The sequence below is a fragment of the Pseudomonas putida genome (assembly GCA_029953615.1).
Classification (GTDB): domain Bacteria; phylum Pseudomonadota; class Gammaproteobacteria; order Pseudomonadales; family Pseudomonadaceae; genus Aquipseudomonas.
This window is the reverse complement of record CP124529.1, coordinates 3,714,334-3,739,179: the sequence shown is the minus strand read 5'-3', so window position 1 is coordinate 3,739,179 and position 24,846 is coordinate 3,714,334. Positions and strand designations below refer to the sequence as shown.

The following is a 24,846-nucleotide window of genomic DNA, read 5'->3' as shown; positions in this document are numbered from 1 at the left end:
ACTGCTGTCTGGAGTGAGCTATGCGCGACGCACTGAATTCTGGCCTTATCGACTTTCTCAAGGCCTCCCCAACGCCCTTCCACGCCACCGCCAGCCTGGCCCAGCGCCTGGAAGCTGCCGGCTACCAGCGCCTGGACGAGCGCGACAGCTGGGCCACGGTGCCTGGCGGCCGCTATTACGTCACCCGTAACGACTCGTCGATCATCGCCATCAAGCTGGGCAAGCAAGCCCCGCTGCTAAACGGTATCCGCATGGTCGGCGCCCATACCGACAGCCCGTGCCTGCGGGTCAAGCCGCAGCCAGAACTGCAGCGCCAAGGCTTCCTGCAACTGGGCGTCGAAGTGTATGGCGGCGCCCTGCTGGCGCCCTGGTTCGACCGCGACCTGTCGCTGGCCGGCCGGGTAACCTACCGCCGTGACGGCAAGGTCGAAAGCCAGCTGATCGACTTCAAGCTGCCAATCGCGGTCATCCCCAACCTGGCCATCCATCTCAACCGCACCGCCAACGAAGGCTGGGCGATCAACCCGCAGCACGAGCTGCCGCCAATCCTGGCCCAGGTGGCGGGTGATGAGCGCATCGACTTCCGCGCCCTGCTCACCGAACAACTGGCCCGCGAGCACGAGCTGATCGCCGATGTGGTGCTGGATTACGAGCTGAGCTTCTACGACACCCAGGACGCCGCGCTGGTCGGCCTGAACGGCGACTTCATCGCCGGTGCCCGCCTGGACAACCTGCTGTCGTGCTATGCCGGCCTGCAGGCCCTGCTGGCCGCCGACAGCGATGAAACCTGTGTGTTGGTGTGCAACGACCACGAAGAAGTCGGCAGCTGCTCGGCCTGTGGCGCCGACGGCCCGATGCTGGAGCAGACCCTGCAGCGCCTGCTGCCGGATGGCGATGCCTATGTGCGCACCATTCAGCGTTCGCTGATGGTGTCGGCCGACAACGCCCACGGCGTGCACCCCAACTACGCCGACAAGCACGACGGCAACCACGGGCCCAAGCTTAACGCCGGGCCGGTCATCAAGGTGAACAACAACCAGCGTTACGCCACCAACAGCGAAACCGCCGGGTTCTTCCGCCACCTGTGCATGGCCGAGGAAGTGCCAGTGCAGAGCTTCGTGGTGCGCAGCGACATGGGCTGTGGTTCGACTATCGGGCCGATTGCGGCCAGCCACCTGGGTGTGCGTACGGTGGACATCGGCTTGCCGACCTTTGCCATGCATTCCATTCGCGAGCTGTGCGGCAGCCATGACCTGGCGCACCTGGTGAAAGTGCTGAGCGCCTTCTACCGTTGCCGCGAGCTGCCTTGATGCTTTGATGCAGGCAGGCCTGGCCTCTTCGCGGGCTTGCCCGCTCCCACAGGGTCTCCACAGGCCCGGGCATTGTAGGGACCTGTGGGAGCGGGCATGCCCGCGAAGAGGCCAGACCTGCCCAAGGTCAATCCCGCTTCGCTCGCTACCCGCTATGCTTGTTACACCGCCCCACTGCAAAAGGATTGCTGTTCATGTCCCCGTTCCTCTCCCTGTTTGTGCCTGTGTTTCTGTTCCTGTTGTTGCTGACCGTCGGCTTCAGCCTGCGCGAGCGCAACATTGGCGTGGTCATGATGTGGGTCGGCACGCTGGGTATCTTCGGCCTCACCTGCTGGAAAATCCTGGAGCAACTGCCGTCATGAACCTCTACACTCGGTCAATCGTTTGACCTGAGGTAGTTTTGCCAGTGCCTGCCCTTCTGCGTTGCCTGTTCCTGCTGCTATTCCTGTTTGTCACCCCGGTACAGGCGGCGGGCCTGCCCGGCCTGCTTGGTGGCAGTGCGCCCGCACAGCCGGAAGCGACCGAACCGCTGGGCAAGTCGCTGGACGAGGTGATCAAGAACCTGGAAAACGACCAGCAGCGAGCCAAGCTGCTGGCCGACCTGAAAAAGCTGCGCGACGCCACCAGACAGTCGCAACCCACCGTCGAACAGGGCGTGCTAGGCCTGATCGGCGGTGCCCTGCATGACTTCGAGAAACAGTTCAGCGGCGAGGCCAGCCCGTTCCATCGCTGGGCTGCCGAGATCGAACAGGCCCAGGTCGAACTGAGCGAATTGATAGTACCGGTGCACCAGTGGCCGGCCATCCTGTTCGGCTTTGCCGCCGTCATCGCCGTCTGGAGCGTGCTGGCCTATGCCTTCAACTGGGTCGGGCACCGAGTGCGCCTGCGTTTTGGCCTGAGCGAAGAGCTGCCGCAGCACCCGCGTACCTGGGACCTGGTGCGCTTTGCCCTGCGCAAGCTGGGCCCGTGGCTGGTGGCGCTGGTATTCACCGTGTACCTGAGCGTCGTGCTGCCGCCGTCACTGGGCAAGTCGCTGGCCATGGTGCTGGCCTACGCGCTGGTGGTCGGCACCTGCTTCTCGGCCATCTGCGTGATCGCCTTCTCGCTGCTCGACGGCCCCCACCGCCACCGCGCCCTGCACATCCTGCGCCACCAGGCGTTCCGCCCGCTTTGGCTGATCGGCAGCTTCGCCGCGTTTGGCGAGGCGATGAGCGACCCCCGCCTGACAGTCGCCCTGGGCACCCACCTGGCCCATGCTCTGGCTACCCTCGCCAATGTAATTGCGGCGCTGTGCACCGGGTTGTTCATCCTGCGCTTCCGCCGCCCGATCGCCCACCTGATCCGCAACCAGCCCCTGTCACGGCGCCTGACCCGGCGCACCCTCAGCGACACCATCGAGATCCTCGGCAGCTTCTGGTTCGTGCCGGCATTGATCCTGGTGGCGATTTCGCTGTTCGCTACCTTCATCTCGGCCGGTGACACCAGCACTGCCCTGCGCCAGTCGCTGATGTGCACGGTGCTGGTGGTGGTGTGCATGGTGCTCAACGGCCTGGTGCGCCGCCACGCCGCCAACCCCAAGCGCGCCAACAAGCGCCAGGCGGTGTACGCGGAGCGCTTGCGCAACTTCGGCTACCTGCTGGTGCACCTGTTCATCTGGCTGGTGTTCATCGAACTGGGGCTGCGCGTGTGGGGCCTGTCGATGATCAGCTTCGCCGAGGGCGACGGCCACGACATAAGCGTGCGCCTGCTGGGCCTGGCCGGCACGCTGATCGTCGCCTGGCTGGTGTGGATCCTGGCCGACACCGCCGTGCACCACGCCCTGGTGCGTTCGCGCCGGGGCCTGGCAAACGCCCGCGCGCAAACCATGATGCCGTTGATCCGCAACGTGATGTTCGTGGTCATCTTCATCATCGCAGTGATCGTTGCCCTGGCCAACATGGGCATGAACGTCACCCCGTTGCTGGCCGGTGCCGGTGTGATCGGCCTGGCCATCGGCTTTGGTGCGCAGTCGCTGGTGGCCGACCTGATAACCGGGTTGTTCATCATCATCGAGGACTCGCTGGCCATTGACGACTACGTGGACGTGGGCGGGCACCTGGGCACGGTGGAGGGGCTTACCATCCGTACCGTGCGCCTGCGTGATATCGACGGCATCGTGCATACCATCCCGTTCAGCGAAATCAAGAGCATCAAGAACTACTCCCGCGAGTTCGGCTACGCGATTTTCCGCGTGGCGATCCCGCACAGCATGAACATCGACCAGGCGATCACGCTGATTCGCGAAGTGGGGCAGAAGCTGCGCAACGACCCGCTGATGCGCCGCAACATCTGGTCGCCGCTGGAGCTGCAGGGGGTGGAGAGCTTCGAGTCGGGGTCGGCGATCTTGCGGGCGCGGTTCAAGACCGCGCCGATCAAGCAGTGGGAGGTTTCGCGGGCGTTCAATCTGGCGTTGAAACGGCAGCTGGATGAGGCGGGGCTGGACCTGGCGACGCCGCGGTTGTCGGTGCAGGTGGTGACAGCCGGGGGTGGCGGGATGGCGCAAACCGGTTCCGCCAGTTAGGGCCTGTTCGCGGGCTTGCCCGCTCCCACAGGATGACGACAGGTCAGATGCAGTGGCGTCCCTGTGGGAGCGGGCGGGCCCGCGAAGAAGCCAGCACCTCAACCCGCCTGGGCACGAATGCGGATGGCATCATGCCGCCAATACTCCAGGTCACAGTCGATCAGGTGCCCATGCTGGTCACTGTTGACCCGGGTGATATGCAACCCAGGGCTTCCCGCCGACACCTTCAGGGCACTGGCCGCCTCCACCGGCAACGCCGTCGGCAAGATCTCGAAGCACACCTGCCCGTACTGGATGCCATACACCCGCCCATAAATCTCGGTCAGCGACTGGGCCAGGTCCTGTTCGAGAATCTCCGGGAAGTACCGGGGGTTGAGGTAGTGCTCGGCATAAAGCACTGCGCGCCCGTCGATCCGCCGCAACCGGCAGATGCGTACCACGCTGGACAACGCCGGCAGCTGCAAGCGCGCACAGATAGCCGCCGAGGCCGGCTGCAGCCGCGCCGACAACAATTCGGTAGCGGGCTCCCGCCCCTGCTCGCGGACCATGGCATGGAAGTGGCTGCGTTCGATCAGGTCGTAGGTCAGCCGTTCAGGTGCGACGAACCAGCCGCGACGCTCTTCGCGGTAGATCAGCCCCTGGGCTTCCAGTTGCACCAGCGCCTCGCGCAGGGTAATGCGCGTGGTGTCGAACACTTCACTGAGCCTGCGCTCGGCTGGCAGCTTGCCGCCCGGCGCCAGCAGGCCGTGCTCGATCTGCTCCTGCAGGGCATGGCAAATGGCTGTTACCGCACGCGGTGGCATCGACTGCATCAAATGTTACCTATCTGGAATAGTCCAGCCCCATGACAGGGCACTTGGAGAATAGAGCAAGCCTAGGCAGGGCTGATGAACATCCTGTGACACAGGCTTTGGCCAGATACTGCCAGAAACGCGCCAAGCCAGCAGAACCGGGGCGGTTCCGTGGTCTACGCTGTAGCTTCAGGGCCTTCGCCGGCCCTTGCCTACATCAAACTGTCACGCAAGCAGCCTACCTTGGCTCGAGGTTTGCTGACCTAGACCAACGGTCACCAGACAACGGCTTCACTCATAACAACATCACTAAAGGCACCCACCCAAGGAGCTTCGGATGAAAAAGTTGTTCATGGCGTCACTGCTCGGCTCGGCTATTGCCCTGTGCACCTCGGCCATGGCCGCCGGCCCCGACCTCAAGGCCCTGGAAGACGCCGCCCGCAAGGAAGGTAACATCAACAGCGTCGGCATGCCTGATGCCTGGGCCAACTGGAAAGGCACCTGGGAAGACCTGGCCAGCAAGTACGGCCTCAAGCACAGCGACACCGACATGAGTTCGGCCCAGGAAATCGCCAAGTTCGAAGCCGAGAAGGACAACGCCAGTGCCGACATCGGCGACGTGGGCGCTGCCTTTGGCCCGATCGCCGTGAGCAAGGGTGTGAGCCAGCCTTACAAGCCGAGCACCTGGGACCAGGTACCGGAGTGGGCCAAGGACAAGGACGGCCACTGGGCGCTGGCCTATACCGGCACCATCGCCTTCATCATCAACAAGGACCTTGTCAAGGAAGACGAGCGGCCAACAACCTGGCACGACCTGGAGAAAGGCAAGTACAAGGTCGCCATCGGTGACGTCGGCACCGCGGCCCAGGCCGCCAACGGCGTGCTGGCTGCAGCGATCGCCTACAAGGGCGACGAGACCAACCTGGCACCGGGCCTGCAACTGTTCACCAAGCTGGCCCAGCAGAAGCGCCTGTCGCTGGCCAACCCGACCATCCAGACCCTGGAGAAGGGTGAGGTGGAAGTCGGCGTGGTATGGGACTTCAACGGCCTGAGCTACCGTGAGCAGATCGACCCCAAGCGTTTCGAAGTGCTGATCCCGTCGGACGGGTCGGTGATCTCCGGCTATACCACCGTCATCAACAAGTACGCCAAGCACCCGAACGCGGCCAAGCTGACGCGTGAATACATCTTCAGCGATGCCGGGCAGATCAACCTGGCCAAAGGGCATGCGCGGCCGATCCGTGCCGAGCACCTGAAGCTGCCGGACGACGTGCAGGCCAAGCTGCTGCCCAACGAACAGTACAAGGCTGCGCAGCCGATCAAGAATGCCGAAGCCTGGGAAACGACTTCGAAGAAGCTGCCGCAGATGTGGCAGGAGCAGGTGATCATCGAGATGGAGTAAGGGGCTAGCTTAGCTAGCGCCTGGACGGGCCTCTTCGCGGGCTCGCCCGCTCCCACAGGTACCGCGCGCACCTCGAGGCTGGCGCACGACCCTGTGGGAGCGGGCGAGCCCGCGAAGAAGCCAACGCAGTTCATGACTGGAGCCACCATGCAACACAACGTCATCCTGGTCCTGCTCGACGGCCTCAACTACCAGGTCGCCCACCACGCCATGGGCCACCTGCACGCCTACGTCGAAGCCGACCGCGCCGCGCTGTACCGCGTGGAATGCGAACTACCGTCGCTGTCGCGGCCGCTGTACGAGTGCATCCTCACCGGTGTAGCGCCGATCGACAGCGGTATCGTGCACAACAACGTCAACCGCCTGTCCAACCAGCGCAGCGTGTTCCACTACGCCCGCGAGGCCAACCTTGGCACTGCCGCGGCGGCCTATCACTGGATGAGCGAGCTGTACAACCGCTCGCCCTTCGACCCGCAGCGCGACCGCCATACCCACGCACCGAAACTGCCGATCCAGCATGGGCTGTTCTACTGGGACGACCGCTACCCCGATTCGCACCTGCTGGCCGACGGCGAATACCTGCGCCGCCGCCACGCCCCCAACTTCCTGCTGGTGCACCCGATGAGTATCGACGATGTCGGCCACCACCACGGCCTGGACAGCAGCCAGTACCGCAACGCCGCGCGCAGCGCCGACATCCTGCTGGCCGACTACCTGCCGGGCTGGCTCGAAGAGGGTTACCAGGTATTGGTCACCGCCGACCACGGCATGAACAACGACCGCTCGCACAATGGCCTGCTGACCGAGGAGCGCGAAGTGCCGCTGTTCGTCTTCGGTGATGCGTTCAGCCTCGACCCTGCGGCCAAACCGCTGCAGACCGAGCTGTGCGGGACTATCTGCGAGCTGCTCGGCGCGCCGCATGACAAGAGCGTCTGCCGGGAGCTGCTGAAGTGACCGCCCCCAAGAGCAGCAGCGCCCGTGGCCGCTACCTGGCCCTGCTCTGCCTGTTACCGTTCGCCGTGTGCTTCGTCATCTTCCAGATCGCCCCGCTGGCCTGGGTGGCGATCAACAGCCTGCAATCGGAAGCGGGCTGGGGCGTGGACAACTTCAGCAAGGTATTCGCCTCGAAGTTCTACCTGCAGGCCCTGCAACGCAGCCTGGAGATCAGCTTCTGGTCGAGCCTGTTCGGCATCGTCATCGCCACCCTCGGCGCCTACTCGCTGCGCCAGGTGGACTCGAAGCTGCGCGACTTCGTCAGCGCCTTCGCCAATATGACCAGCAACTTCGCCGGGGTGCCGCTGGCCTTCGCCTTCATTATCCTGCTCGGCTTCAACGGCGCGCTGACCCTGTTGCTGAAGCAGGTCGGCCTGCTGGAGGACTTCAGCATCTATTCCAAGAGCGGGCTGATCCTGGTGTACACCTACTTCCAGATCCCGCTTGGCGTGTTGCTGCTGTACCCCGCATTCGACGCCCTGCGCGAAGACTGGCGCGAGTCGGCCGCGCTGCTGGGCGCCAGCCACTGGCAATTCTGGCGGCACATCGGCTTGCCGGTGCTGGCCCCGGCACTGCTGGGCACCTTCGTCATCCTGCTGGCCAACGCCCTCGGTGCCTATGCCACTGTCTACGCGCTGACCACCGGCAACTTCAACGTACTGCCGATCCGCATCGCCGGCCTGGTGGCCGGTGACATCAGCCTCGACCCCAACCTGGCCAGCGCCCTGGCAATGGTCCTGGTGGGGCTGATGACGCTGGTCACGGTGGTGCATCAATGGCTGCTGAAACGGAGCTACCATGCACGCTGACGCCCGTTCCGGAGGCTGGTACCACCGCGCCGTGGTCTACCTGCTGTTCCTCATACTGCTGCTGCCGCTGGCCGGCACCCTGCTCTACTCGCTAGCCACCAGCTGGTCGGCCAGCCTGCTGCCCAGCGGCCTGACCTTCAAATGGTACATCGCACTGTGGAGCGAGCCGCGGTTCCTGGCGGCCTTCGGCCAGTCGCTGCTGGTGTGCGTGGGCTCCCTGATCCTGTCGGTGGTGCTGATCCTGCCGCTGCTGTTCGTGGTGCACTACCACTTCCCCAGGCTCGATGCACTGATGAACATTCTCATCCTGCTGCCGTTCGCGGTGCCGCCGGTGGTGTCGTCGGTGGGGCTGCTGCAGCTGTACGGCAGCGGGCCCATGGCCATGGTCGGCACACCATGGATCCTGATCGGCTGCTACTTCACCATCGCCCTGCCGTTCATGTACCGGGCCATCACCAACAACCTGCAGGCGATCAACCTGCGCGACCTGATGGACGCCGCCCAGCTGCTCGGCGCCAACACCTGGCAGGCGGCGCTGCTGGTGGTGCTGCCGAACCTGCGCAAGGGCCTGATGGTGGCACTGCTGCTGTCGTTCTCGTTCCTGTTCGGCGAGTTCGTGTTCGCCAACCTGCTGGTCGGCACCCGCTACGAGACCCTGCAGGTGTACCTGAACAACATGCGCAACAGCAGCGGCCACTTCAACAGCGCACTGGTAATCTCGTACTTCGCCTTCGTGCTGGTACTGACCTGGGTCGCCAACCGCCTGAACAAGGACAAGACCTGACATGAGCTTCGTCAGCGTACAGAAACTGCACAAAAGCTACGCCGGCAGCCCGGTGTTCGAGAACATCGACTGCCGTATCGAGCGTGGCGAGTTCGTTACCCTGCTTGGCCCGTCCGGTTGCGGCAAGTCCACGCTGCTGCGCTGCATCGCCGGGCTGACCCCGGTGGACAGCGGGCAGATCCTGCTCGATGGCCATGACATCGTGCCGCTGAGCCCGCAAAAGCGTGGCATCGGCATGGTGTTCCAGAGCTACGCCCTGTTCCCCAACATGACCGTGGAGCAGAACGTCGCCTTCGGCCTGCGCATGCAGAAGGTCAAGACCGACGAAAGCCAGGCCCGGGTGCGCGAAGCGCTGGAGCTGGTGGAGCTGGGCAACTTCGCCGGGCGCTACCCGCACCAGTTGTCTGGCGGCCAGTGCCAGCGCGTGGCCCTGGCCCGCTCGCTGGTTACCCGCCCGCGCCTGCTGCTGCTCGACGAGCCGCTGTCGGCGCTGGATGCACGTATCCGCAAGCACCTGCGCGAGCAGATCCGCGCCATCCAGCGCGAGCTGGGGCTGACCACCATCTTCGTCACCCACGACCAGGAAGAGGCGCTGACCCTGTCCGACCGCATCTTCCTGATGAACCAGGGGCGCATTGTCCAGAGCGGCGATGCCGAAACCCTCTACACCGCGCCGGTGGACCTGTTTGCCGCCGGCTTCATCGGCAACTACAACCTGCTCGACGCCGACAGCGCCAGCCGCCTGCTGCAGCGCCCGGTCACCAGCCGCCTGGCGATCCGCCCCGAGTCGATCACCCTGGGTATCAACGGCGAACTGGACGCCGAGGTGCGCAGCCACAGCCTGCTGGGCAACGTGATCCGCTACCGGGTGCAGGTGCGCGACGTGGAACTGGTGGTCGACGTGCTCAACCGCTCACCGGCCGACCTGCATGCGGACGGGCAACGGGTAAGCGTGTCGATCGACCCCACGGCGCTACGGGAAGTGGCCTAAGGAGAATCAACAGCATGGCACTGGCAATTTTCGATCTGGACGAAACCCTGATACACGGCGACTGCGCGTCGCTGTGGAGCGAGCAGATGGCCCGCCTGGGCTGGGTCGACGGCAAGGAATTCCTGCGCCGCGACCATGAATTGATGGAAGCCTACGGCAGAGGCCACCTGCAGATGGAGGACTACATGGCCTTCAGCCTGGAGCCGATTGCCGGGCGTACCCTGGAAGAGGTCGAGCACCTGGTGCAGCCGTGGGTCGAAGATGTGATCGAGCCGATCATCTACGGCGACGCGTGCCGCTGCATTGCCGAGCACCGCAAGCGTGGCGATCGCATCCTGATCATTTCGGCGTCGGGTACGCACCTGGTCGGGCCGATAGCGGCGCGGCTGGGAGTGGACGAGTACCTGGCGATCGAACTGGAGGCGGTGAACGGGGTGTATACCGGCAAGACCCATGGGGTGCTGACGTATCGCGAAGGCAAGATCACGCGGTTGCTGGAATGGCTGGACCAGGAGCAGGAGAATCTGGAGGGGGCTAGTTTCTATTCCGACTCGCGCAATGACCTGCCGTTGTTGCTGAAGGTGGATCATCCGCACGTGGTGAACCCGGATGCGGTGTTGCGCGAGCATGCCGAGATCAATGGCTGGCCGATTCTGAGCTGGAGCTGAAGATTTGTGTGGGCCTCTTCGCGGGCACGCCCGCTCCCACAGGAGTCACCACAAACTTGAATGTTGTGCGGTCCCTGTGGGAGCGGGCGTGCCCGCGAAAAAGGGCCAGGCCTGCTTACACCAGGCTCGGGTCGATCACCATCACCAGCTTGCCGGACACCTGGTTGGTCTCAAGCTCGGCATATGCCGCCTGGGCAAACTCCACCGGGTAGGTATCCACCAGCTGCGGCGACAGGCGCCCTTCGGCAAACAGCGGCCACACCTGCTGCTGCAACTCGCTCAGCAACTCGGCCTTGAAACCGTCATCGCGGTTGCGCAGCGTGGAACCGGTAATCTCCAGACGCTTGCCCAGTACCTGTGCCAGGTCCAGCTCGAACTTGCGCCCGCCCATCAGGCCGATGATCACCCAGCGCCCGTCACGGGCCAGCAGCTTGAGGTTGAGCTCGCCGTAGCTGGCGCCCACCGGGTCGAGAATCACGTCGAACGGGCCGACACCCTCCAGCGCCTCGAGGTTCTCGTTACGTACCACGCCACCGGCGGCACCCAGCGCCTCGCAGTAGGCCAGGCGGTCCTGCGAACCGACACTGACCCACACCGGGCTGCCGAACGCCTTGCACAGCTGGATGGCGGCCGAGCCAACGCCGCTGGCGCCAGCGTGCACCAGCACCTTCTCGCCAGCTTTCACGCTACCCAGCTGGAAGATGTTCAGCCAGGCAGTGGCATACACCTCCGGCAACGCCGCCGCTTCGTGCAGGCTCAGCCCCTCAGGCACGGGCAGCACGTGGCGGGCATCGACCACCACTTCCTCGGCCATGGCACCGCTGGCCAGCAGTGCGCACACCCTGTCCCCCACCCGCCAGTCGGCACCGGCACCCACTTCCTCGATCACTCCGGCGCACTCCAGGCCCATGTACGGGCTGGCACCGGGTGGTGGCGGGTACAAACCTTTCATCTGCAGCAGATCGGCGCGGTTCAACCCCGCTGCGGCCACGCGGATACGTACCTGGCCAGCGTCGCAGGCCGGGCGTTCGGCCTCGACCCAGGCCACATGTCCGTCAACGCCTTGCAATGCCTTCACAGTGCCTCCATAGTTGAATCATATGACCGAGCCTGGGATCGCTATGTCCCAGGCTTTTTGCAGTATGCGCCCGGCTCCCATGGAACCGGCGAACGGAAAAGACGGCCTACTATGCGTGATCAATTGCCTCCACGTCGAATCAGCATGAAGCATTTCCTCCCAAGCACCGCCCTGGCCCTGATGATCGGCCTGGGCAGCCTCACGCTCGGCGGCAATGCGGCGGCCGCCAACAAGTGGGACAGCCTGCAGCCGGACCGCGACGAGATCGTCGCCAGCCTCAACGTGGTGGAATTGCTCAAGCGCCACCACTACAGCAAGCCGCCGCTGGATGACGCCCGTTCGGTCATCATCTATGACAGCTACATCAAGCTGCTGGACCCGGCACGCAGCTACTTCACCGCTGCCGACATTGCCGAATTCGACAAATGGAAAACGCAATTCGACGATTTCCTCAAGAGCGGTAACCTCGACCCGGGCTTCACCATCTACAAGCGCTACCTGGACCGCGTCAAGCAACGCCTGGACTTCGCCCTGGCCGAGCTGAACAAAGGCGTGGACAAGATCGACTTCAACGCCAAGGAAACCTTGCTGATCGACCGCAAGGATGCCCCGTGGATGAAGGACCAGGCCGAGCTCGACGATTTGTGGCGCAAACGCGTCAAAGACGAAGTGCTGCGCCAGAAGATCGCCGGCAAGGAACCCAAGCAGATCCAGGAAACCCTGACCAAGCGCTACAAGAACCAGCTGGCGCGCCTGGACCAGACCCGTGCCGAGGACATCTTCCAGGCCTACATCAACACCTTCGCCCAGTCCTACGACCCGCACACCAACTACCTGTCGCCGGACAACGCCGAGAACTTCGACATCAACATGAGCCTTTCGCTCGAAGGCATTGGTGCGGTGCTGCAAAGCGACAATGACCAGGTCAAGATCGTGCGTCTGGTGCCGGCAGGCCCGGCGGCCAAGACCAAGCAGGTGGCGCCGGCGGACAAGATCATTGGTGTGGCCCAGGGCAACAAGGAAATGGTCGACGTGGTCGGCTGGCGCCTGGACGAAGTGGTCAAGCTGATCCGCGGCCCGAAAGGCTCGGTGGTGCGCCTGGAGATCATCCCGGCCAGCAACGCGCCTAGCGACCAGACCAGCAAGATCGTGTCCATAACCCGTGAAGCGGTGAAACTCGAAGAGCAGGCGGCGAAAAAGTCGGTGCTCAAGCTCAAGCAGGACGGGCGCGACTACAAGCTGGGTATCATCGAGATCCCGGCCTTCTACCTGGACTTCAAGGCCTACCGCGCCGGTGATCCGGAGTACAAGAGCACGACGCGTGACGTGAAGAAACTGCTCACCGAGCTGCAAAAGGAAAAAGTCGACGGCGTGGTCATCGACCTGCGCAACAACGGCGGCGGCTCGCTGCAGGAAGCCACCGAACTGACCAGCCTGTTCATCGAAAAAGGCCCGACCGTGCTGGTACGCAACAGCGACGGCCGCGTCGACGTGCTGGAAGACGAAAACCCTGGTGCCTTCTACAAGGGCCCGCTGGCGTTGCTGGTCAACCGCCTGTCGGCCTCGGCTTCGGAGATCTTCGCCGGTGCCATGCAGGACTACCACCGGGCGCTGATCATCGGTGGCCAGACCTTCGGCAAAGGCACCGTACAGACCATCCAGCCACTCAACCATGGCGAGCTGAAGCTGACCCTGGCCAAGTTCTACCGGGTATCCGGGCAGAGCACCCAGCACCAGGGCGTGCTGCCGGACATCGATTACCCGTCGATCATCGACACCAAGGAAATTGGCGAGAGCGCCTTGCCCGAGGCCATGCCGTGGGACACCATCCGCCCGGTGGTCAAGCCGGCGGCCGACCCGTTCAAACCGTTCCTGGCCCAGCTGAAAGCCCAGCATGAAGCCCGCAGCGACAAGGACGCGGAGTTCACCTACATCCGCGACCGCCTGGCCCTGACCCAGAAGCTGATGAACGAGAAGACCGTCAGCCTCAACGAGCAGGACCGCCGTGCACGCCACGATGAGATCGAGGCCAAGCAATTGGCGCTGGAGAACATCCGCCGCAAGGCCAAGGGTGAAGAACCGCTGAAAGAGCTGAAAAAAGAGGACGAGGACGCGCTGCCGACCGAGGATGAAAACACCAAGCCGGAAGACGATGCCTACCTGTCTGAAACCGGGCGCATCCTGATCGACTACCTGAGTGCGAGCACCAAGGTGGCCAAGAAGTAAGGCGTTGCGCCAATGATGGCAAGTTAATGTGACTTGTCATCAAACAGTCTTTGCACTGTCGTGAAACAGAGGGGCCGGGCGTGGAAACGCTCGGCCCTTTCATTTTCAGGAATACGCCATCACCGTCGTGGTCGGAGCTGCGCTCCGAATACGTGACGGCGTGCCCGCTCCCACAGGTTCACACAGCTCTTGAGCCTTGTGTTGTACCTGTGGGCGCGAATCAAGCTGTTTCGGGGTAGCTGTATTCGAACACCCGGACGACTTCGGAGGCATGCCACGATGCCGCCTCCATGCCGTCTACCGGCCCGGAGAAGCGCCCCAGCCGCTCTACGCACTCGAAAAAGCCGGTACGCGGCAAACGGCTGGCGCCCTGACTGATCACCAGTGAGCTGCGCAAGGGCTGCTCGGCGCGGGCATCCAGCACTGCCAGGTATTCCAGCGCGGCAGTGAGTGTCTGCATGGCCGGGCTGGGCAACTGCAAGCGCTCGATCAGCGCTCGGTACGTCAGCAAGTGACGTTGACGACGGGCCAGGTCAAGCTCGCCCAGCAGGTTATCCCAGTGCTGACGGCTGATCCTGACCTGGCTCATGATGGCTCGCTCCAGCCAGCCACCCCCAGATGCCAGGCCAGGGCTCGGCGGATGGCAGCATCCGGCTGGCGTTCGCCCGATTCGATCATGGCCAGATAAGCCGGGCTTACCCCGACATTGCGCGCCAGTTGCTCAGGGGCAATGCCCTTGGCCTGGCGAATTTGCGCAACTTCGCTGAATGCTGGCAATGGCGCACTGGCAGCGGCGCTACCCGCCTCACTGGCAACCACCTCGACAGGCGCCTGCCCGGCAGCCTTGAGCAGTGCCTGGTACTGCTCCCAGGGAACGACGGCGTACTCGGGCTGACCGTCCCGGCTGATTACCTGAATACCCATTACAAACCCCTTTAAAAAGGATTACAGCATGTAATCCGTAGGCATAACCCTTATGCCAATTATATTACCAACTCCGGGGTCTGTGCAGTTGAGGTGTCGCTCAGGCGGGTTTCACTGCGTGTTGCGCTCCAGACGCAGCGCTTCGGGGGTGGCTGGCAGGCGCTCGACCACGCGCAGCCGCTCGGGGGCCTGGCTGTCGCGCCAGGCCTTGAAGCGCGCCAGTTCATCAGCCACAGTCTTCAGCACCCACCCCAGCACCGCGATGTCGTCGAGGAAACCCACACCCAGCAACCAGTCGGGGATGGCGTCGATGGGGCTGACGAAATACAGCAGGCCGGCGACGATGGTGACCAGAGCCTTGGGGCTGATGGCGCGGTACTCGCCACGCCACCAGGCCAGGCACAGCGACTGCAGTACTTTCACGTCTTCACGCAGCTGGCCAATCCGCGGGCCTTTGCGAGCTACCGCAAACAGCAAGGCGGGCAACCGGCCACGGCTGAGCAGGCGCTCGGCCAAGGGCAGGAAACGGGCGAAATTCCAAGGTGCGCTCATGTAGCCTCCAAGTGGAAAGGTTATCCACATTTATTGTGGATAACCTTGTGAACAGGGCGACGTTTGTGACCCCGGGTGCCTGTCAGGCAAGGGCCCCGGTCAGATCGGGCGTTTTTTACACAGTCGTTTCACACCGTGGCTGCGTCCGCCGCAAACGAATTGCGTCAGAAGCATCTTGCTTCTTTACGCTGCATTTCCTCGGACAGTATCAGTAGTTGCAGGTTCGTCCAACTATCCGGCACAAACGAAAACGCCCCGTCAGGACGGGGCGTTTTGCGTGGGCCAGCCAGTGTTACTTGGCAGGCGCTTCGGCCGGGGCCTCAGCAGGTGCTTCCGCTTCCGGCTCGGCGCCTTGCAGCTGGGCAGGATCCTTGATGGCGATCAGTTCCAGGTCGAATACCAGTACCGAGTTGGCCGGGATCAGCGGGCTTGGGCTTTGTGCACCGTAGGCCAGTTCAGCCGGGATGAACAGCTTGTACTTCTCGCCGACGTGCATCAGCTGCAGGCCTTCGACCCAACCCGGGATCACGCCACTGACCGGCAGGTCGATCGGGCTGCCGCGCTCGACGGAGCTGTCGAACACCTTGCCATCGATCAGCTTGCCTTCGTAGTGGACGGTGACCACGTCGGTCGGCTTGGGCTGCGGGCCGTCGGCCTTCTTGACCACTTCGTACTGCAGGCCCGAGGCAGTGGTGACCACGCCTGGCTTCTTGGCGTTTTCCTCGAGGAATTTCTTGCCGGCCGAGGCGGCTTCTTCGCTGGCCTTGGCCAGGCGCTCTTCGGCACGTTTCTGCAGCGCAGTGAAGGCCTCTACCAGCTCTTCGTCCTTGATGCGCTGTTCCTTCTTGCCAACGGCGTCTTCGATGCCGAGGGCTACTGCTTTCGAATCAAGGTCTTCCATGCCTTCCTGAGCCAGGCTCTTGCCCATGTTCAGGCCGATACCGTAGGAGGCTTTCTGTGCCGGAGTCTTCAGCTCGGGGCTGCTGGTCTGTTGATCACAGCCAGCCAGTACCAGGCCTACCAGGGCAACCGCAGCCGCCAAACGATGCTGTTTCATGCTATTTCCTTGTTCATGCGCCAAAAGGGCAATCAGGGTAAAGCCGCGAGCTTAGCAGGCGGCCATGACCAATGGCTACCGGCATAGGAGCGGGTTTTGGTAAGGAAGTTCAGTAGTTAAAAGGTTATTCATCAAAGGATGTGAAGCCATTGGCCAGTATTGACCGGTTGTACCGCTTTCGCGCAGTTTTGCGGGATATTTATTTTTGCTGAATGCTGAGAAGCCTGCACTGGCCCTATCGCCGGCAAGCCAGCTCCCACAGGTTGGCCACAGGCCCGAAGCAGGTGCTAATCCTGTGGGAGCTGGCTTGCCGGCGATAGGGCCGAACCTGCGCTCAGGGGTAATTGCCCTCACGGTACTGCCCTGCCACCTCGCGCAGCACTTCGCACACCCACTGCCCCGCCAGGCTCTGCGGCGAGGCGGCATTGCGACAGATGCCGACCGAACCGCCCGGCTCGCGCACACCCAGGTCGAGCTCAACCAGCTCACCCCGGCGCAGGTCGAGCAGCACCGCATCGCGCGGCGCCACCCACACTGCATCGCTGCCCAGCAAGTAGCGCCGGCTTAGCGCCAGCGACAGGGTTTCCAGGCGCTGGGCCGGCATCTGGATGCCACATTGTACGAACAGGCTGTCGGCATGCTGGCGGATGGTGGTGCCTGCAGGCGGCAATACCAACGGGTAACGCCCCACCTGCGATCGCTCCACCGGCGTGCCGGCCAGCAACGGGTGGCCGGGCCGCACCACCAGGCTCATCGACTCGCTGTAAAGATGCTCGAACGACAAGCCCTGGATCTGCGGGCTGTCAGTCATGCGACCGACCACCAGTTCCAGTTCGCCCAGGCGCAACTGGCCGAGCAGCTGCGCGCTGACCCCGGTGACCACACTGACTACCAGCGCGTCATGCCGCTGGTGCAGGCGGCACAGCACCTCGGGCATGAGCAGGCCCTCGACCGTGGACAGCACGCCGATGCGCACTTGCGACGGCGCCTTCGCCTCGCCACGCAGGCTGCTGACGCCATCGCGCAGGGCCTGCACGCTGGGCCCGGCATAACGCATGAAACGCGCCCCGGCCGGGGTCAGCTCGACGCCCTGGCGGCTGCGCGCGAACAGCCGCGTTTGCAGCAGGTCTTCGAGTTCCTTGAGGGTCTTGGAGATGGCCGGCTGGCTGATTGCCAGGATGTCGGCAGCCCTGGCCAGGCTACCCTGCCGGGCAATCTCCAGGAAGCACAGCAGATGGCGGTACTTGATGCGGGTGTCGAGGTTCATGGGCTCAAGCTTACCGCATTGTCGGGGCTGATTATGCAGGTGGCCTGCACCGGCCCTTTCGCGGGCACGCCCGCTCCCACAGGGATCTGCACGGTTCTCAAGACATGTGCAGTACCTGTGGGAGCGGGCGTGCCCGCGAAGAGGCCGGTACAAACGGCAGATGGATATCAGGCCACAGCCAGCTCCACCGCCTCCCCGTTCAAGCGTACCGGCCACACCCGCAGTCGCTGCCCGCTATCCTCCAGGCATTCCCCACTCTGCAGGCTGAAGTGCTGCTTGTACAACGGCGCCGCCACCACCAGTTCGCCCTGCACACTGCCCACCAGCCCGCGGCCGATTATGTTGGCGCCGGAGCGCGGGTCGCGGTTGTCCACCGCGTATAGCGGTTGCGCCTGCCCCGGCAGGTAGAACAGCGCCACCTGGGCACCGTCGAACCACACCACCACCCCGGAATCCGCCACCAGGTCATCCGCCTGGCACACGGCCTGCCAGTTCTCGTGGGTTTTCACAGCAGCATTGGACAGGTTCATCAGACAGCCTCCTCGACGGTTGGGATCAGGTGCAGCGGCGCAGCAGGCCGGCGCTGTTCGCGTTCGCGCACGAAGTGCACGTCCGGGTCGGCGCGGCGGTCGTTGACGAAAGTACGGAAGCGCTTGAGCTTCTCGGGGTCGCCGAGGGCGTTGGCCCATTCGCATTCATACTGGTCGACCACATGCTGCATCTGCGCTTCCAGCTCGCTGGCCAGGCCCAGGCTGTCATCGATGACCACCTGCTTCAGGTAGTCCAGCCCGCCTTCCAGGTTCTCGCGCCACACCGAGGTGCGCTGCAGCTTGTCGGCGGTGCGGATGTAGAACATCAGCACGCGGTCGATCAGGCGCACCAGGGTTTCGTCGTCCAGGTCGGTGGCAAACAGTTCGGCGTGCCGCGGGCGCATGCCGCCGTTGCCACACACGTACAGGTTCCAGCCCTTGTCGGTAGCGATCACGCCGATGTCCTTGCTCTGTGCCTCGGCACATTCGCGGGTGCAGCCAGACACGGCGAACTTGAGCTTGTGCGGGCTGCGCAGGCCTTTGTAGCGGTCTTCCAGGCGCAGGGCCATGCCGACGCTGTCCTGCACTCCGTATCGGCACCAGGTACTGCCGACGCATGATTTGACCGTGCGGGTCGACTTGCCGTAGGCATGGCCGGTTTCGAAGCCGGCCTCGATCAGCTCGCCCCAGATCAGCGGCAGCTCGTGCAACTGGGCGCCGAACAGGTCGATGCGCTGGCCCCCGGTGATCTTGGTGTACAGGTCGTACTTTTTCGCAACCTGGCCTATCACGATGAGCTTGTCGGGGGTGATTTCACCACCGGGGATGCGCGGCACCACCGAGTAGGTGCCGTTCTTCTGCATGTTGGCCATGAAGGTGTCGTTGGTGTCCTGCAGCGGCACCAGCGCCGGGTCCATGATCGGCTGGTTCCAGCACGAGGCGAGGATACTGCCCACCGCCGGCTTGCAGATGTCGCAGCCAACGTGGCCCTTGCCGTGGCGTTCGAGCAGTTCATTGAAGGTGCGGATACCCTCCACCCGCACCAGCCCGTACAGCTCTTGGCGGGTGTAGGCGAAGTGCTCGCACAGGCGCTTGTCCACCGCCACGCCACGGGCGGTCAGTTCGTGCTCGAACACCTGCTTGAGCAGGGCCGCGCAGCCACCACAACCGGTGGCCGCCTTGGTGCAGCCCTTGACTGCGGCAAGGTCGCCGCAGCCGCTGTCGATGGCGGCGCAGACCGCACCCTTGCTGACGTTGTGGCACGAGCAGATGGTCGCGCTGTCGGGCAGCGCATCAGCACCCAGGGCCGGTGCCCCGCCGCCTTGCGGCAGGATAAGTGCCGCCGGGTCGGCCGGCAGGGCAATGCCGTTCTGGGCGTATTGCAGCAGGGTGTCGTAGTAGCTGTTGTCGCCAACCAGCACCGCACCGAGCACGCGCTTGCCGCTGGCGTCCACCACCAGCCGGCGGTAGGCGCTGTTGGCTTCGTCGATGAAGCGGTAGCTGCGTGCGCCCGGGGTGGCGCCATGGGCATCGCCGATGGAGCCGACATCCACACCCAGCAACTTGAGCTTGGTCGACATGTCGGCACCGGTGAATTCGCCAGCGGTTTCACCCATCAGCAATGCTGCCAGGTTGCGCGCCATGCTGTAGCCTGGGGCGACCAGGCCGAACACACTGCCGTTCCACGAGGCACACTCGCCGATGGCGAAGATGCGTGGGTCGCTGCTGCGGCAGTGGTTGTCGATCACCACGCCGCCACGCGCGGCGATGTCCAGGCCACAGGCACGGCCCAGGGCATCCTGCGGGCGAATACCCGCAGAGAACACGATCAGGTCGGTTTCCAGGTGCTCGCCGCCATCGAAGTTCATGCGGTAGCGGTAGTCTTCACCCTCACTGATCGACTGGGTGGCGCGCGACAGATGCACGCCAACACCCAGCGCTTCGATCTGTGCCTTGAGCGCGGCACCGCCCTCGCCGTCCAGCTGCACCGGCATCAGCCGTGGGGCGAATTCCACCACGTGGGCTTCCAGGCCCAGCGACTTGAGCGCGTTGGCCGCTTCCAGGCCGAGCAGGCCACCGCCCACGACCACACCACGGCGGGCACTGGCTGCGGCAGCGCGGATGGCATCGAGGTCGTCGAGGGTGCGGTAGACCAGGCGGGCATTGCCGCTGGAGCCTTCGATCGGTGGCACGAAGGGGTAGGAACCTGTGGCCAGCACCAGTTGGTCGTAACCGTAGCGCCCCTCGGCAGTGACCACTTCAAAGCGCTCACGGTCGATTTCCAGCACCGCTTCACCGAGGTGCAGGTGCACACCGTTGGCGCCGTAGAAGTCCTGCCCGCACAGGGCCAGGGTTTCGGCACAGCTGCCGCCGAAGTACTCGGACAGGTGCACGCGGTCGTAGGCACGCTGGCGCTCTTCGCCGAACACATGCACTTCGAAGCGCTGCAAGGCGCCGCGGCTGACCAGTTGTTCGACGCAATGGTGGCCGACCATGCCGTTGCCGACGATGACCAGTCGCTCTCGTTGCCCGCTGCTCGCTGTTGCCTTCATAAGCCGATCCTCGATCAAAAAAAAAGCGCCTGGAGCCGAAGCTCCAGGCGCCTTTGCCTGTATTCATCACGGTAGGGGGCCCGGGTTGATCGCCGTTGATCAGTGGGCTTTGTTGTAGCTGGGGTAAAGCAGGGAGTGTGCCAACCCTGTTTCCTGTGCCGGCCTCTTCGCGGGCACGCCCGCTCCCACAGGGTTCTCCACGTTTATTCAGGCCTGTGCAGTACCTGTGGGAGCGGGCATGCCCGCGAAGAGGCCAGCACAGCAAATGCACATTCCAAGTGCATCACTCCCCGTCCTGGTGCACATCAATACACATCCCGCCGATAGCGCCTGGCCTTGCCCAGCGCTTCGACATAAGCCGCAGCCGCCGCTGCATCCATGCCGCCATGCTCGGCGACGATGGCCCGCAACGCCGCATCCACATCCTTGGCCATGCGCTGCGCATCGCCACACACATAGAAGTACGCGCCCGCCTCCAGCCACTGCCACAACTGCGCGCCGTGATCGAGCATGCGCTGCTGCACGTAGACCTTCTCGGCCTGGTCGCGCGAGAACGCTGTGTCCAGGCGCAAGTGTCCTGTCGCCTGCCAGGCCTGCAGTTGCTCCCGGTAATAGAAATCGGTGGCCGCGTACTGCTCGCCAAAGAACAGCCAGTTATCCCCTTTCGCTCCACGTGCCTCTCGCTCTTCAAGGAAGGCCCTGAACGGCGCGATGCCGGTGCCGGGGCCGACCATGATCACCGGCACGCTATCGTCCTCGGGCAGGCGGAAGTGCTTCGACGCCTGCGGGAAGATGGCCACCTTCAGTGGCTGCGCACGGTCGGCAAGAAAGCTCGAACACACCCCTTTGCGCGCGCCATAGCGCACCGTGGAAACGGTCAGGTGCACCTGCTGCGGGTGCGCCAGCGGGCTGGAGCTGATCGAATACAGGCGCGGCTGCAATGGCTTGAGCAGCTCCAGCCAGCTGGCCAGCGGCAGTTGCTGGGGGAATGCGCACAGCACATCGGCCAGTTGCCGGCCCCACAACCAGTCCTGCAGCTCGACCTTGCACTCGGGCTGCAGCAGGCGCTGCAGGTCCGGGGCATTGACGGCGAAAGCCTGCAACTGCTGTGTGGTGACCTTGGCGATCTCCAGGTGCGCTTGCAGGGCTTCGGTCAGCGGCATGGCCGGCAGCCCTTTCAGTTCGACCAGGGTCTGGCCATCAAGCTGCATCAGCGCCAGCAGTTCGTCGACCAGGGCCGGACAGTTACGCGGCCACACGCCCAGGGCATCACCTGCGGCATAGGTGAAGCCGCTGCCGCTCAGGTCGAATACCAGTTGACGGGTTTCCTTGCTGGCACCCGGTCCGTTGAGCAAGCGGTTCTCCAGCAGCGTTGCGGCCCAGGGTTGTTGCTTGCCGTAGGCCGCCACTGGCAATGGCTCGGTGACCGGTTGCCGTGCCGCGGCGCTGCCTAGCGTGGGCAGCAGCGCATCCAGCCAGGCGGCGAAGGCGTCGTCGAAGTCCGGTTCGCAGTCCACCCGCTGCAGCAGGCGCCTCCCCCCCAGCTCGGCCAGGCGCTGGTCGAGTTTTCGGCCAAAGCCGCAGAACTGGTCGTAACTGGAGTCGCCCAGGGCCAGCACGGCAAAAGGCAGTTCGGCGCAGTGGGCTCCCTCCTCGCCCTGCAAGGCCTGCCAGAACGCCGCCGCGCTGTCGGGCGCGTCGCCATCGCCAAAGGTGCTGGCGATCAGCACCACGCTGGCGGCGCCCTGCAACTGACGGGGGCTGACCGCGTCCATACAACTGAGCCGTACATCGAGGCCAGCGCCCCGCAGGTGCTCGGCACAGCGTTCGGCCAGCAGCTCGCCGTTGCCGGTCTGCGAGGCCCACAGAACCTGGTGCCGTGGCGCCGCCAGTGCCGGATCAGGCAGTACCGCCGGCTGGGCGAACAGCCCGGCCAGCAAGCCATCGACGAACAGCCGGCGGTTGGCAGCCAACGGCGCACTGGCCGGCAGGCAGGGCACGCCCTCGGCGCGGGCCTGGTCCAGCCCCAGCAGGAAACCTTGCAGGTAATGGCGCTCTTCCTCAGCCAGTACCGGGGCTGGCAAGGTGTCCAGGCCAAGCAGACGGGACAGGGTGGCGGTGGGCATGCGGGTTGGCTCCGGAAGGGCAGTGTTCAGATCAACGGCTTCGATACGCTCGCCTGCAACCCTCTCAAGGGCCACGGCACAGTGCTTGAACGCCGGCTGCAGCGACAGCGGGTCGACCGCATCGCAGGTCACGGCGTTGATCGCCAGTTGCTCGCCGATCAGGTCGTTCCAGTGGAACGGGGCAAAGCAGTTGCCCGGCTTTACCCGGTCACTGATGCGCGCGGGCAGCACGGCCTGCCCGCGGCGCGAGCGAATGGCAACCTGGTCCTTTTCAGCGATGCCCAGGCGGGCAGCATCGTCGCGGTGGATTTCCACGAAGGGGCCAGGCTCGAGCTTGTTCAGCGCCGGCACCTTGCCGGTCTTGGTCAGGGTGTGCCACTGGTGCTGTACGCGTCCGGTATTCAGCACCAGGGGGTAATCGGCATCCGGCATCTCCGCTGCCGGCAACCAGGGCCGGGCGAAGAAGCGGGCCTTGCCGCTGGCGGTCGGGAAGGCTAACGCCGGGCATTCGCCCTGGGCGTCGTACAACAGCGCCTGGCTACTGCCGTCGTTGCGGTAGCGCAGCGGGCTGCGCGGGTTTTCGCGGCCCGGGGCGCAGGGCCACTGGCGCGGCTGCTCGCGCAGTTCGGCATAGCCGATACCCCGCAGGTCGTAGCCAGTGGCCGGGTTATGGAAACGGCGAATCTCCTCGTATACCGCTTCGGCATCGGGGTAGTCGAAGGCGTCGGCGTAGCCCATGGCGCAGGCGACCCGGGCGATGATCTGCCAGTCAGGCAGGCTCTGCCCTGGCGCTTCGACGGCGCGCGGCATCAGGGTGAGGTTGCGCTCGCTGTTGATCATCACGCCCTCGCCTTCGGCCCACAGTGCGGCCGGCAAGAGGATGTCGGCGTAACGGTTGGTTTCGGTGTCGAGGAAGGCATCCTGGGTAATCACCAGTTCGGCCTGGCGCAGGCCGTCAATCACCTGCTGGCGGTTGGCGACACTGGCCACCGGGTTGCTGCAGATGACCCAGCAGGCCTTGACCGCACCGCTTTTCATCTGCTCGAACAGCGCCACCGTGCCCTCGCCGCCTTCGCTGCGCAGGCTGCCTGGCGCCAATTGCCACTGCTGCTCGACGAAGGCGCGGTCTTGCGCCACCAGCGCCGAGCGCTGGCCTGGCAGGCCGGGGCCCATGTAGCCCATCTCGCGACCGCCCATGGCATTGGGCTGGCCGGTCAGCGAGAACGGCCCGCTGCCGGGGCGGCAGATGGCGCCCGTGGCCAGGTGCAGGTTGCAGACTGCATTGGTGTGCCAGGTGCCATGGATGCTCTGGTTCAGGCCCATGGTCCAGCAGCTCATCCAGTTGCTGGCGCTGCCGATCCATTCGGCAGCCCTGATGAGGTCGGCCTCGGCCAGCCCGGTGATAGCGGCCACGCGGTCAGGGGTGTAAGCATCGAGAAAGGCCGGCAGTTCGTCCCAGCCTTCGGTGTGGCGGGCGATGAAGCCGGGGTCGGTGTGGCCGTTACGCAGCAGCAGGTGCAGCAGGCCGTTGAGCAGGGCCAGGTCGCTGCCGGGGCGCACCTGCAGGAACAGGTCGGCCTTGTCGGCGGTAGCACTGCGCCGCGGGTCAACGACGATCAGCTTGGCCCCCGCCTTGACCCGGTCGAGCAGCCGCAGGAACAGGATCGGGTGGCAGTCGGCCATGTTGGCGCCGATCACCAGAAATACATCGGCGTGCTCGAAGTCCTGGTAGCTGCCGGGCGGGCCGTCGGCGCCGAGCGACAATTTGTAGCCGCTGCCGGCACTGGCCATGCACAGGCGCGAGTTGGACTCGATGTGGCGGGTGCGGATAAAACCCTTGGCCAGCTTGTTGGCCAGGTACTGTGCCTCCAGCGACATCTGCCCGGACACGTACAGTGCCACGGCGTCGGGGCCGTGCTGGTCGATGATGCCGCGCAGGCGCGCAGCGGCGGCGGCGATGGCCTGGTCGATGCCGGTTCGCGCTGGCTGCTGGCTGCGCTGCTGGCGCACATAGGCATCTTCCATGCGCCCGGCGGCGGTCAGCGGCAGGTGTGCGGTGAGACCTTTTGTGCACAGGCGGCCGAAGTTGCTGGGGTGCTGCTTGTCGCCGCTGATCTTGCCGACCTTGCCATCGGCAACGCTCATGACGATGCCGCAACCGACGCCGCAGTAGGGGCAGACGCTGCGCACTTCGCTATTGACCATGGGCGGGCTCCTGTAGGGAAC

General features: G+C 64.5%; 20 protein-coding genes. 10 read left to right on the top strand and 10 right to left on the bottom strand.

Annotation, left to right across the window (positions count from 1 at the left end):
• Positions 1-20 precede the first annotated feature (20 nt).
• The 3 genes from QIY50_17190 to QIY50_17180 all read left to right on the top strand — a co-directional run bounded on the left by QIY50_17190 (position 21) and on the right by QIY50_17180 (position 3,870).
• Positions 21-1,310 carry a M18 family aminopeptidase gene (locus QIY50_17190; protein WGV19141.1) on the top strand — a complete coding sequence of 430 codons (1,290 nt, stop codon included), beginning with the start codon at positions 21-23 and terminating at the stop codon, positions 1,308-1,310.
• 194 nt (positions 1,311-1,504) lie between these two features.
• Entirely contained in the window at positions 1,505-1,672 is a 168-nt protein-coding gene (locus QIY50_17185) for a hypothetical protein (GenBank protein WGV19140.1), read from the top strand.
• 44 nt (positions 1,673-1,716) lie between these two features.
• On the top strand, positions 1,717-3,870 hold the full coding sequence (locus QIY50_17180) for a mechanosensitive ion channel family protein (GenBank protein WGV19139.1): 2,154 nt from the start codon (positions 1,717-1,719) through the stop codon (positions 3,868-3,870).
• A gap of 98 nt (positions 3,871-3,968) precedes the next feature.
• Here the strand turns inward: QIY50_17180 and phnR are convergent, their stop codons facing one another.
• The gene (phnR, locus tag QIY50_17175; GenBank protein WGV19138.1) at positions 3,969-4,682 is read right to left on the bottom strand and encodes a phosphonate utilization transcriptional regulator PhnR; all 714 of its coding nucleotides are present in this window, start codon (positions 4,680-4,682) and stop codon (positions 3,969-3,971) included.
• Between the two features lie 316 nt (positions 4,683-4,998).
• Between phnR and QIY50_17170 the strand changes: the two genes are divergently transcribed.
• From QIY50_17170 to QIY50_17145, 6 genes are all read left to right on the top strand, one after another.
• Complete coding sequence (locus QIY50_17170; protein ID WGV19137.1) at positions 4,999-6,063, top strand: extracellular solute-binding protein; 1,065 nt, start codon at positions 4,999-5,001, stop codon at positions 6,061-6,063.
• Between the two features lie 147 nt (positions 6,064-6,210).
• The gene (locus QIY50_17165) at positions 6,211-7,017 is read left to right on the top strand and encodes an alkaline phosphatase family protein (GenBank protein ID WGV19136.1); all 807 of its coding nucleotides are present in this window, start codon (positions 6,211-6,213) and stop codon (positions 7,015-7,017) included.
• Positions 7,014-7,865 carry an ABC transporter permease subunit gene (locus QIY50_17160; protein ID WGV19135.1) on the top strand — a complete coding sequence of 284 codons (852 nt, stop codon included), beginning with the start codon at positions 7,014-7,016 and terminating at the stop codon, positions 7,863-7,865. Before QIY50_17165 ends, QIY50_17160 begins: the two co-directional genes overlap by 4 nt.
• Complete coding sequence (locus tag QIY50_17155) at positions 7,855-8,649, top strand: ABC transporter permease (GenBank protein WGV19134.1); 795 nt, start codon at positions 7,855-7,857, stop codon at positions 8,647-8,649. Before QIY50_17160 ends, QIY50_17155 begins: the two co-directional genes overlap by 11 nt.
• A gap of 1 nt (position 8,650) precedes the next feature.
• Entirely contained in the window at positions 8,651-9,640 is a 990-nt protein-coding gene (locus QIY50_17150; GenBank protein WGV19133.1) for an ABC transporter ATP-binding protein, read from the top strand.
• Between the two features lie 14 nt (positions 9,641-9,654).
• Positions 9,655-10,308, top strand: a complete 654-nt coding sequence (locus tag QIY50_17145; GenBank protein WGV19132.1) for an HAD family hydrolase — start codon at positions 9,655-9,657, stop codon at positions 10,306-10,308.
• Between the two features lie 115 nt (positions 10,309-10,423).
• On the opposite strand, the gene QIY50_17140 is transcribed toward QIY50_17145, so the two are convergent.
• Positions 10,424-11,386 (bottom strand): NAD(P)H-quinone oxidoreductase, encoded by a 963-nt coding sequence (locus QIY50_17140; protein ID WGV19131.1) that lies wholly within the window; start codon positions 11,384-11,386, stop codon positions 10,424-10,426.
• A gap of 144 nt (positions 11,387-11,530) precedes the next feature.
• On the opposite strand from QIY50_17140, the gene QIY50_17135 reads away from it, so the two are divergent.
• Positions 11,531-13,612: a carboxy terminal-processing peptidase gene (locus tag QIY50_17135; protein WGV19130.1), complete on the top strand. Its 2,082-nt coding sequence runs from the start codon at positions 11,531-11,533 to the stop codon at positions 13,610-13,612.
• A gap of 220 nt (positions 13,613-13,832) precedes the next feature.
• Here QIY50_17135 and QIY50_17130 read toward each other — a convergent pair whose 3' ends face one another.
• The 8 genes from QIY50_17130 to QIY50_17095 form a co-directional block, all read right to left on the bottom strand.
• The gene (locus tag QIY50_17130; GenBank protein WGV19129.1) at positions 13,833-14,201 is read right to left on the bottom strand and encodes a hypothetical protein; all 369 of its coding nucleotides are present in this window, start codon (positions 14,199-14,201) and stop codon (positions 13,833-13,835) included.
• Positions 14,198-14,536 carry a helix-turn-helix transcriptional regulator gene (locus QIY50_17125; protein ID WGV19128.1) on the bottom strand — a complete coding sequence of 113 codons (339 nt, stop codon included), beginning with the start codon at positions 14,534-14,536 and terminating at the stop codon, positions 14,198-14,200. The genes QIY50_17130 and QIY50_17125 overlap by 4 nt, the downstream gene beginning before the upstream one ends.
• Before the next feature lie 111 nt (positions 14,537-14,647).
• The gene (locus QIY50_17120; GenBank protein WGV19127.1) at positions 14,648-15,088 is read right to left on the bottom strand and encodes a YkvA family protein; all 441 of its coding nucleotides are present in this window, start codon (positions 15,086-15,088) and stop codon (positions 14,648-14,650) included.
• Positions 15,089-15,380: 292 nt separating this feature from the next.
• Positions 15,381-16,145: an FKBP-type peptidyl-prolyl cis-trans isomerase gene (locus tag QIY50_17115; GenBank protein ID WGV19126.1), complete on the bottom strand. Its 765-nt coding sequence runs from the start codon at positions 16,143-16,145 to the stop codon at positions 15,381-15,383.
• 334 nt (positions 16,146-16,479) lie between these two features.
• Positions 16,480-17,412, bottom strand: a complete 933-nt coding sequence (gene pcaQ, locus QIY50_17110) for a pca operon transcription factor PcaQ (GenBank protein ID WGV19125.1) — start codon at positions 17,410-17,412, stop codon at positions 16,480-16,482.
• Positions 17,413-17,579: 167 nt separating this feature from the next.
• Positions 17,580-17,942: a nitrite reductase small subunit NirD gene (gene nirD, locus QIY50_17105; protein WGV19124.1), complete on the bottom strand. Its 363-nt coding sequence runs from the start codon at positions 17,940-17,942 to the stop codon at positions 17,580-17,582.
• The gene (nirB, locus tag QIY50_17100; protein WGV19123.1) at positions 17,942-20,494 is read right to left on the bottom strand and encodes a nitrite reductase large subunit NirB; all 2,553 of its coding nucleotides are present in this window, start codon (positions 20,492-20,494) and stop codon (positions 17,942-17,944) included. Before nirB ends, nirD begins: the two co-directional genes overlap by 1 nt.
• A gap of 305 nt (positions 20,495-20,799) precedes the next feature.
• The gene (locus QIY50_17095; protein WGV19122.1) at positions 20,800-24,825 is read right to left on the bottom strand and encodes a bifunctional nitrate reductase/sulfite reductase flavoprotein subunit alpha; all 4,026 of its coding nucleotides are present in this window, start codon (positions 24,823-24,825) and stop codon (positions 20,800-20,802) included.
• Between the last annotated feature and the right edge of the window lie 21 nt (positions 24,826-24,846).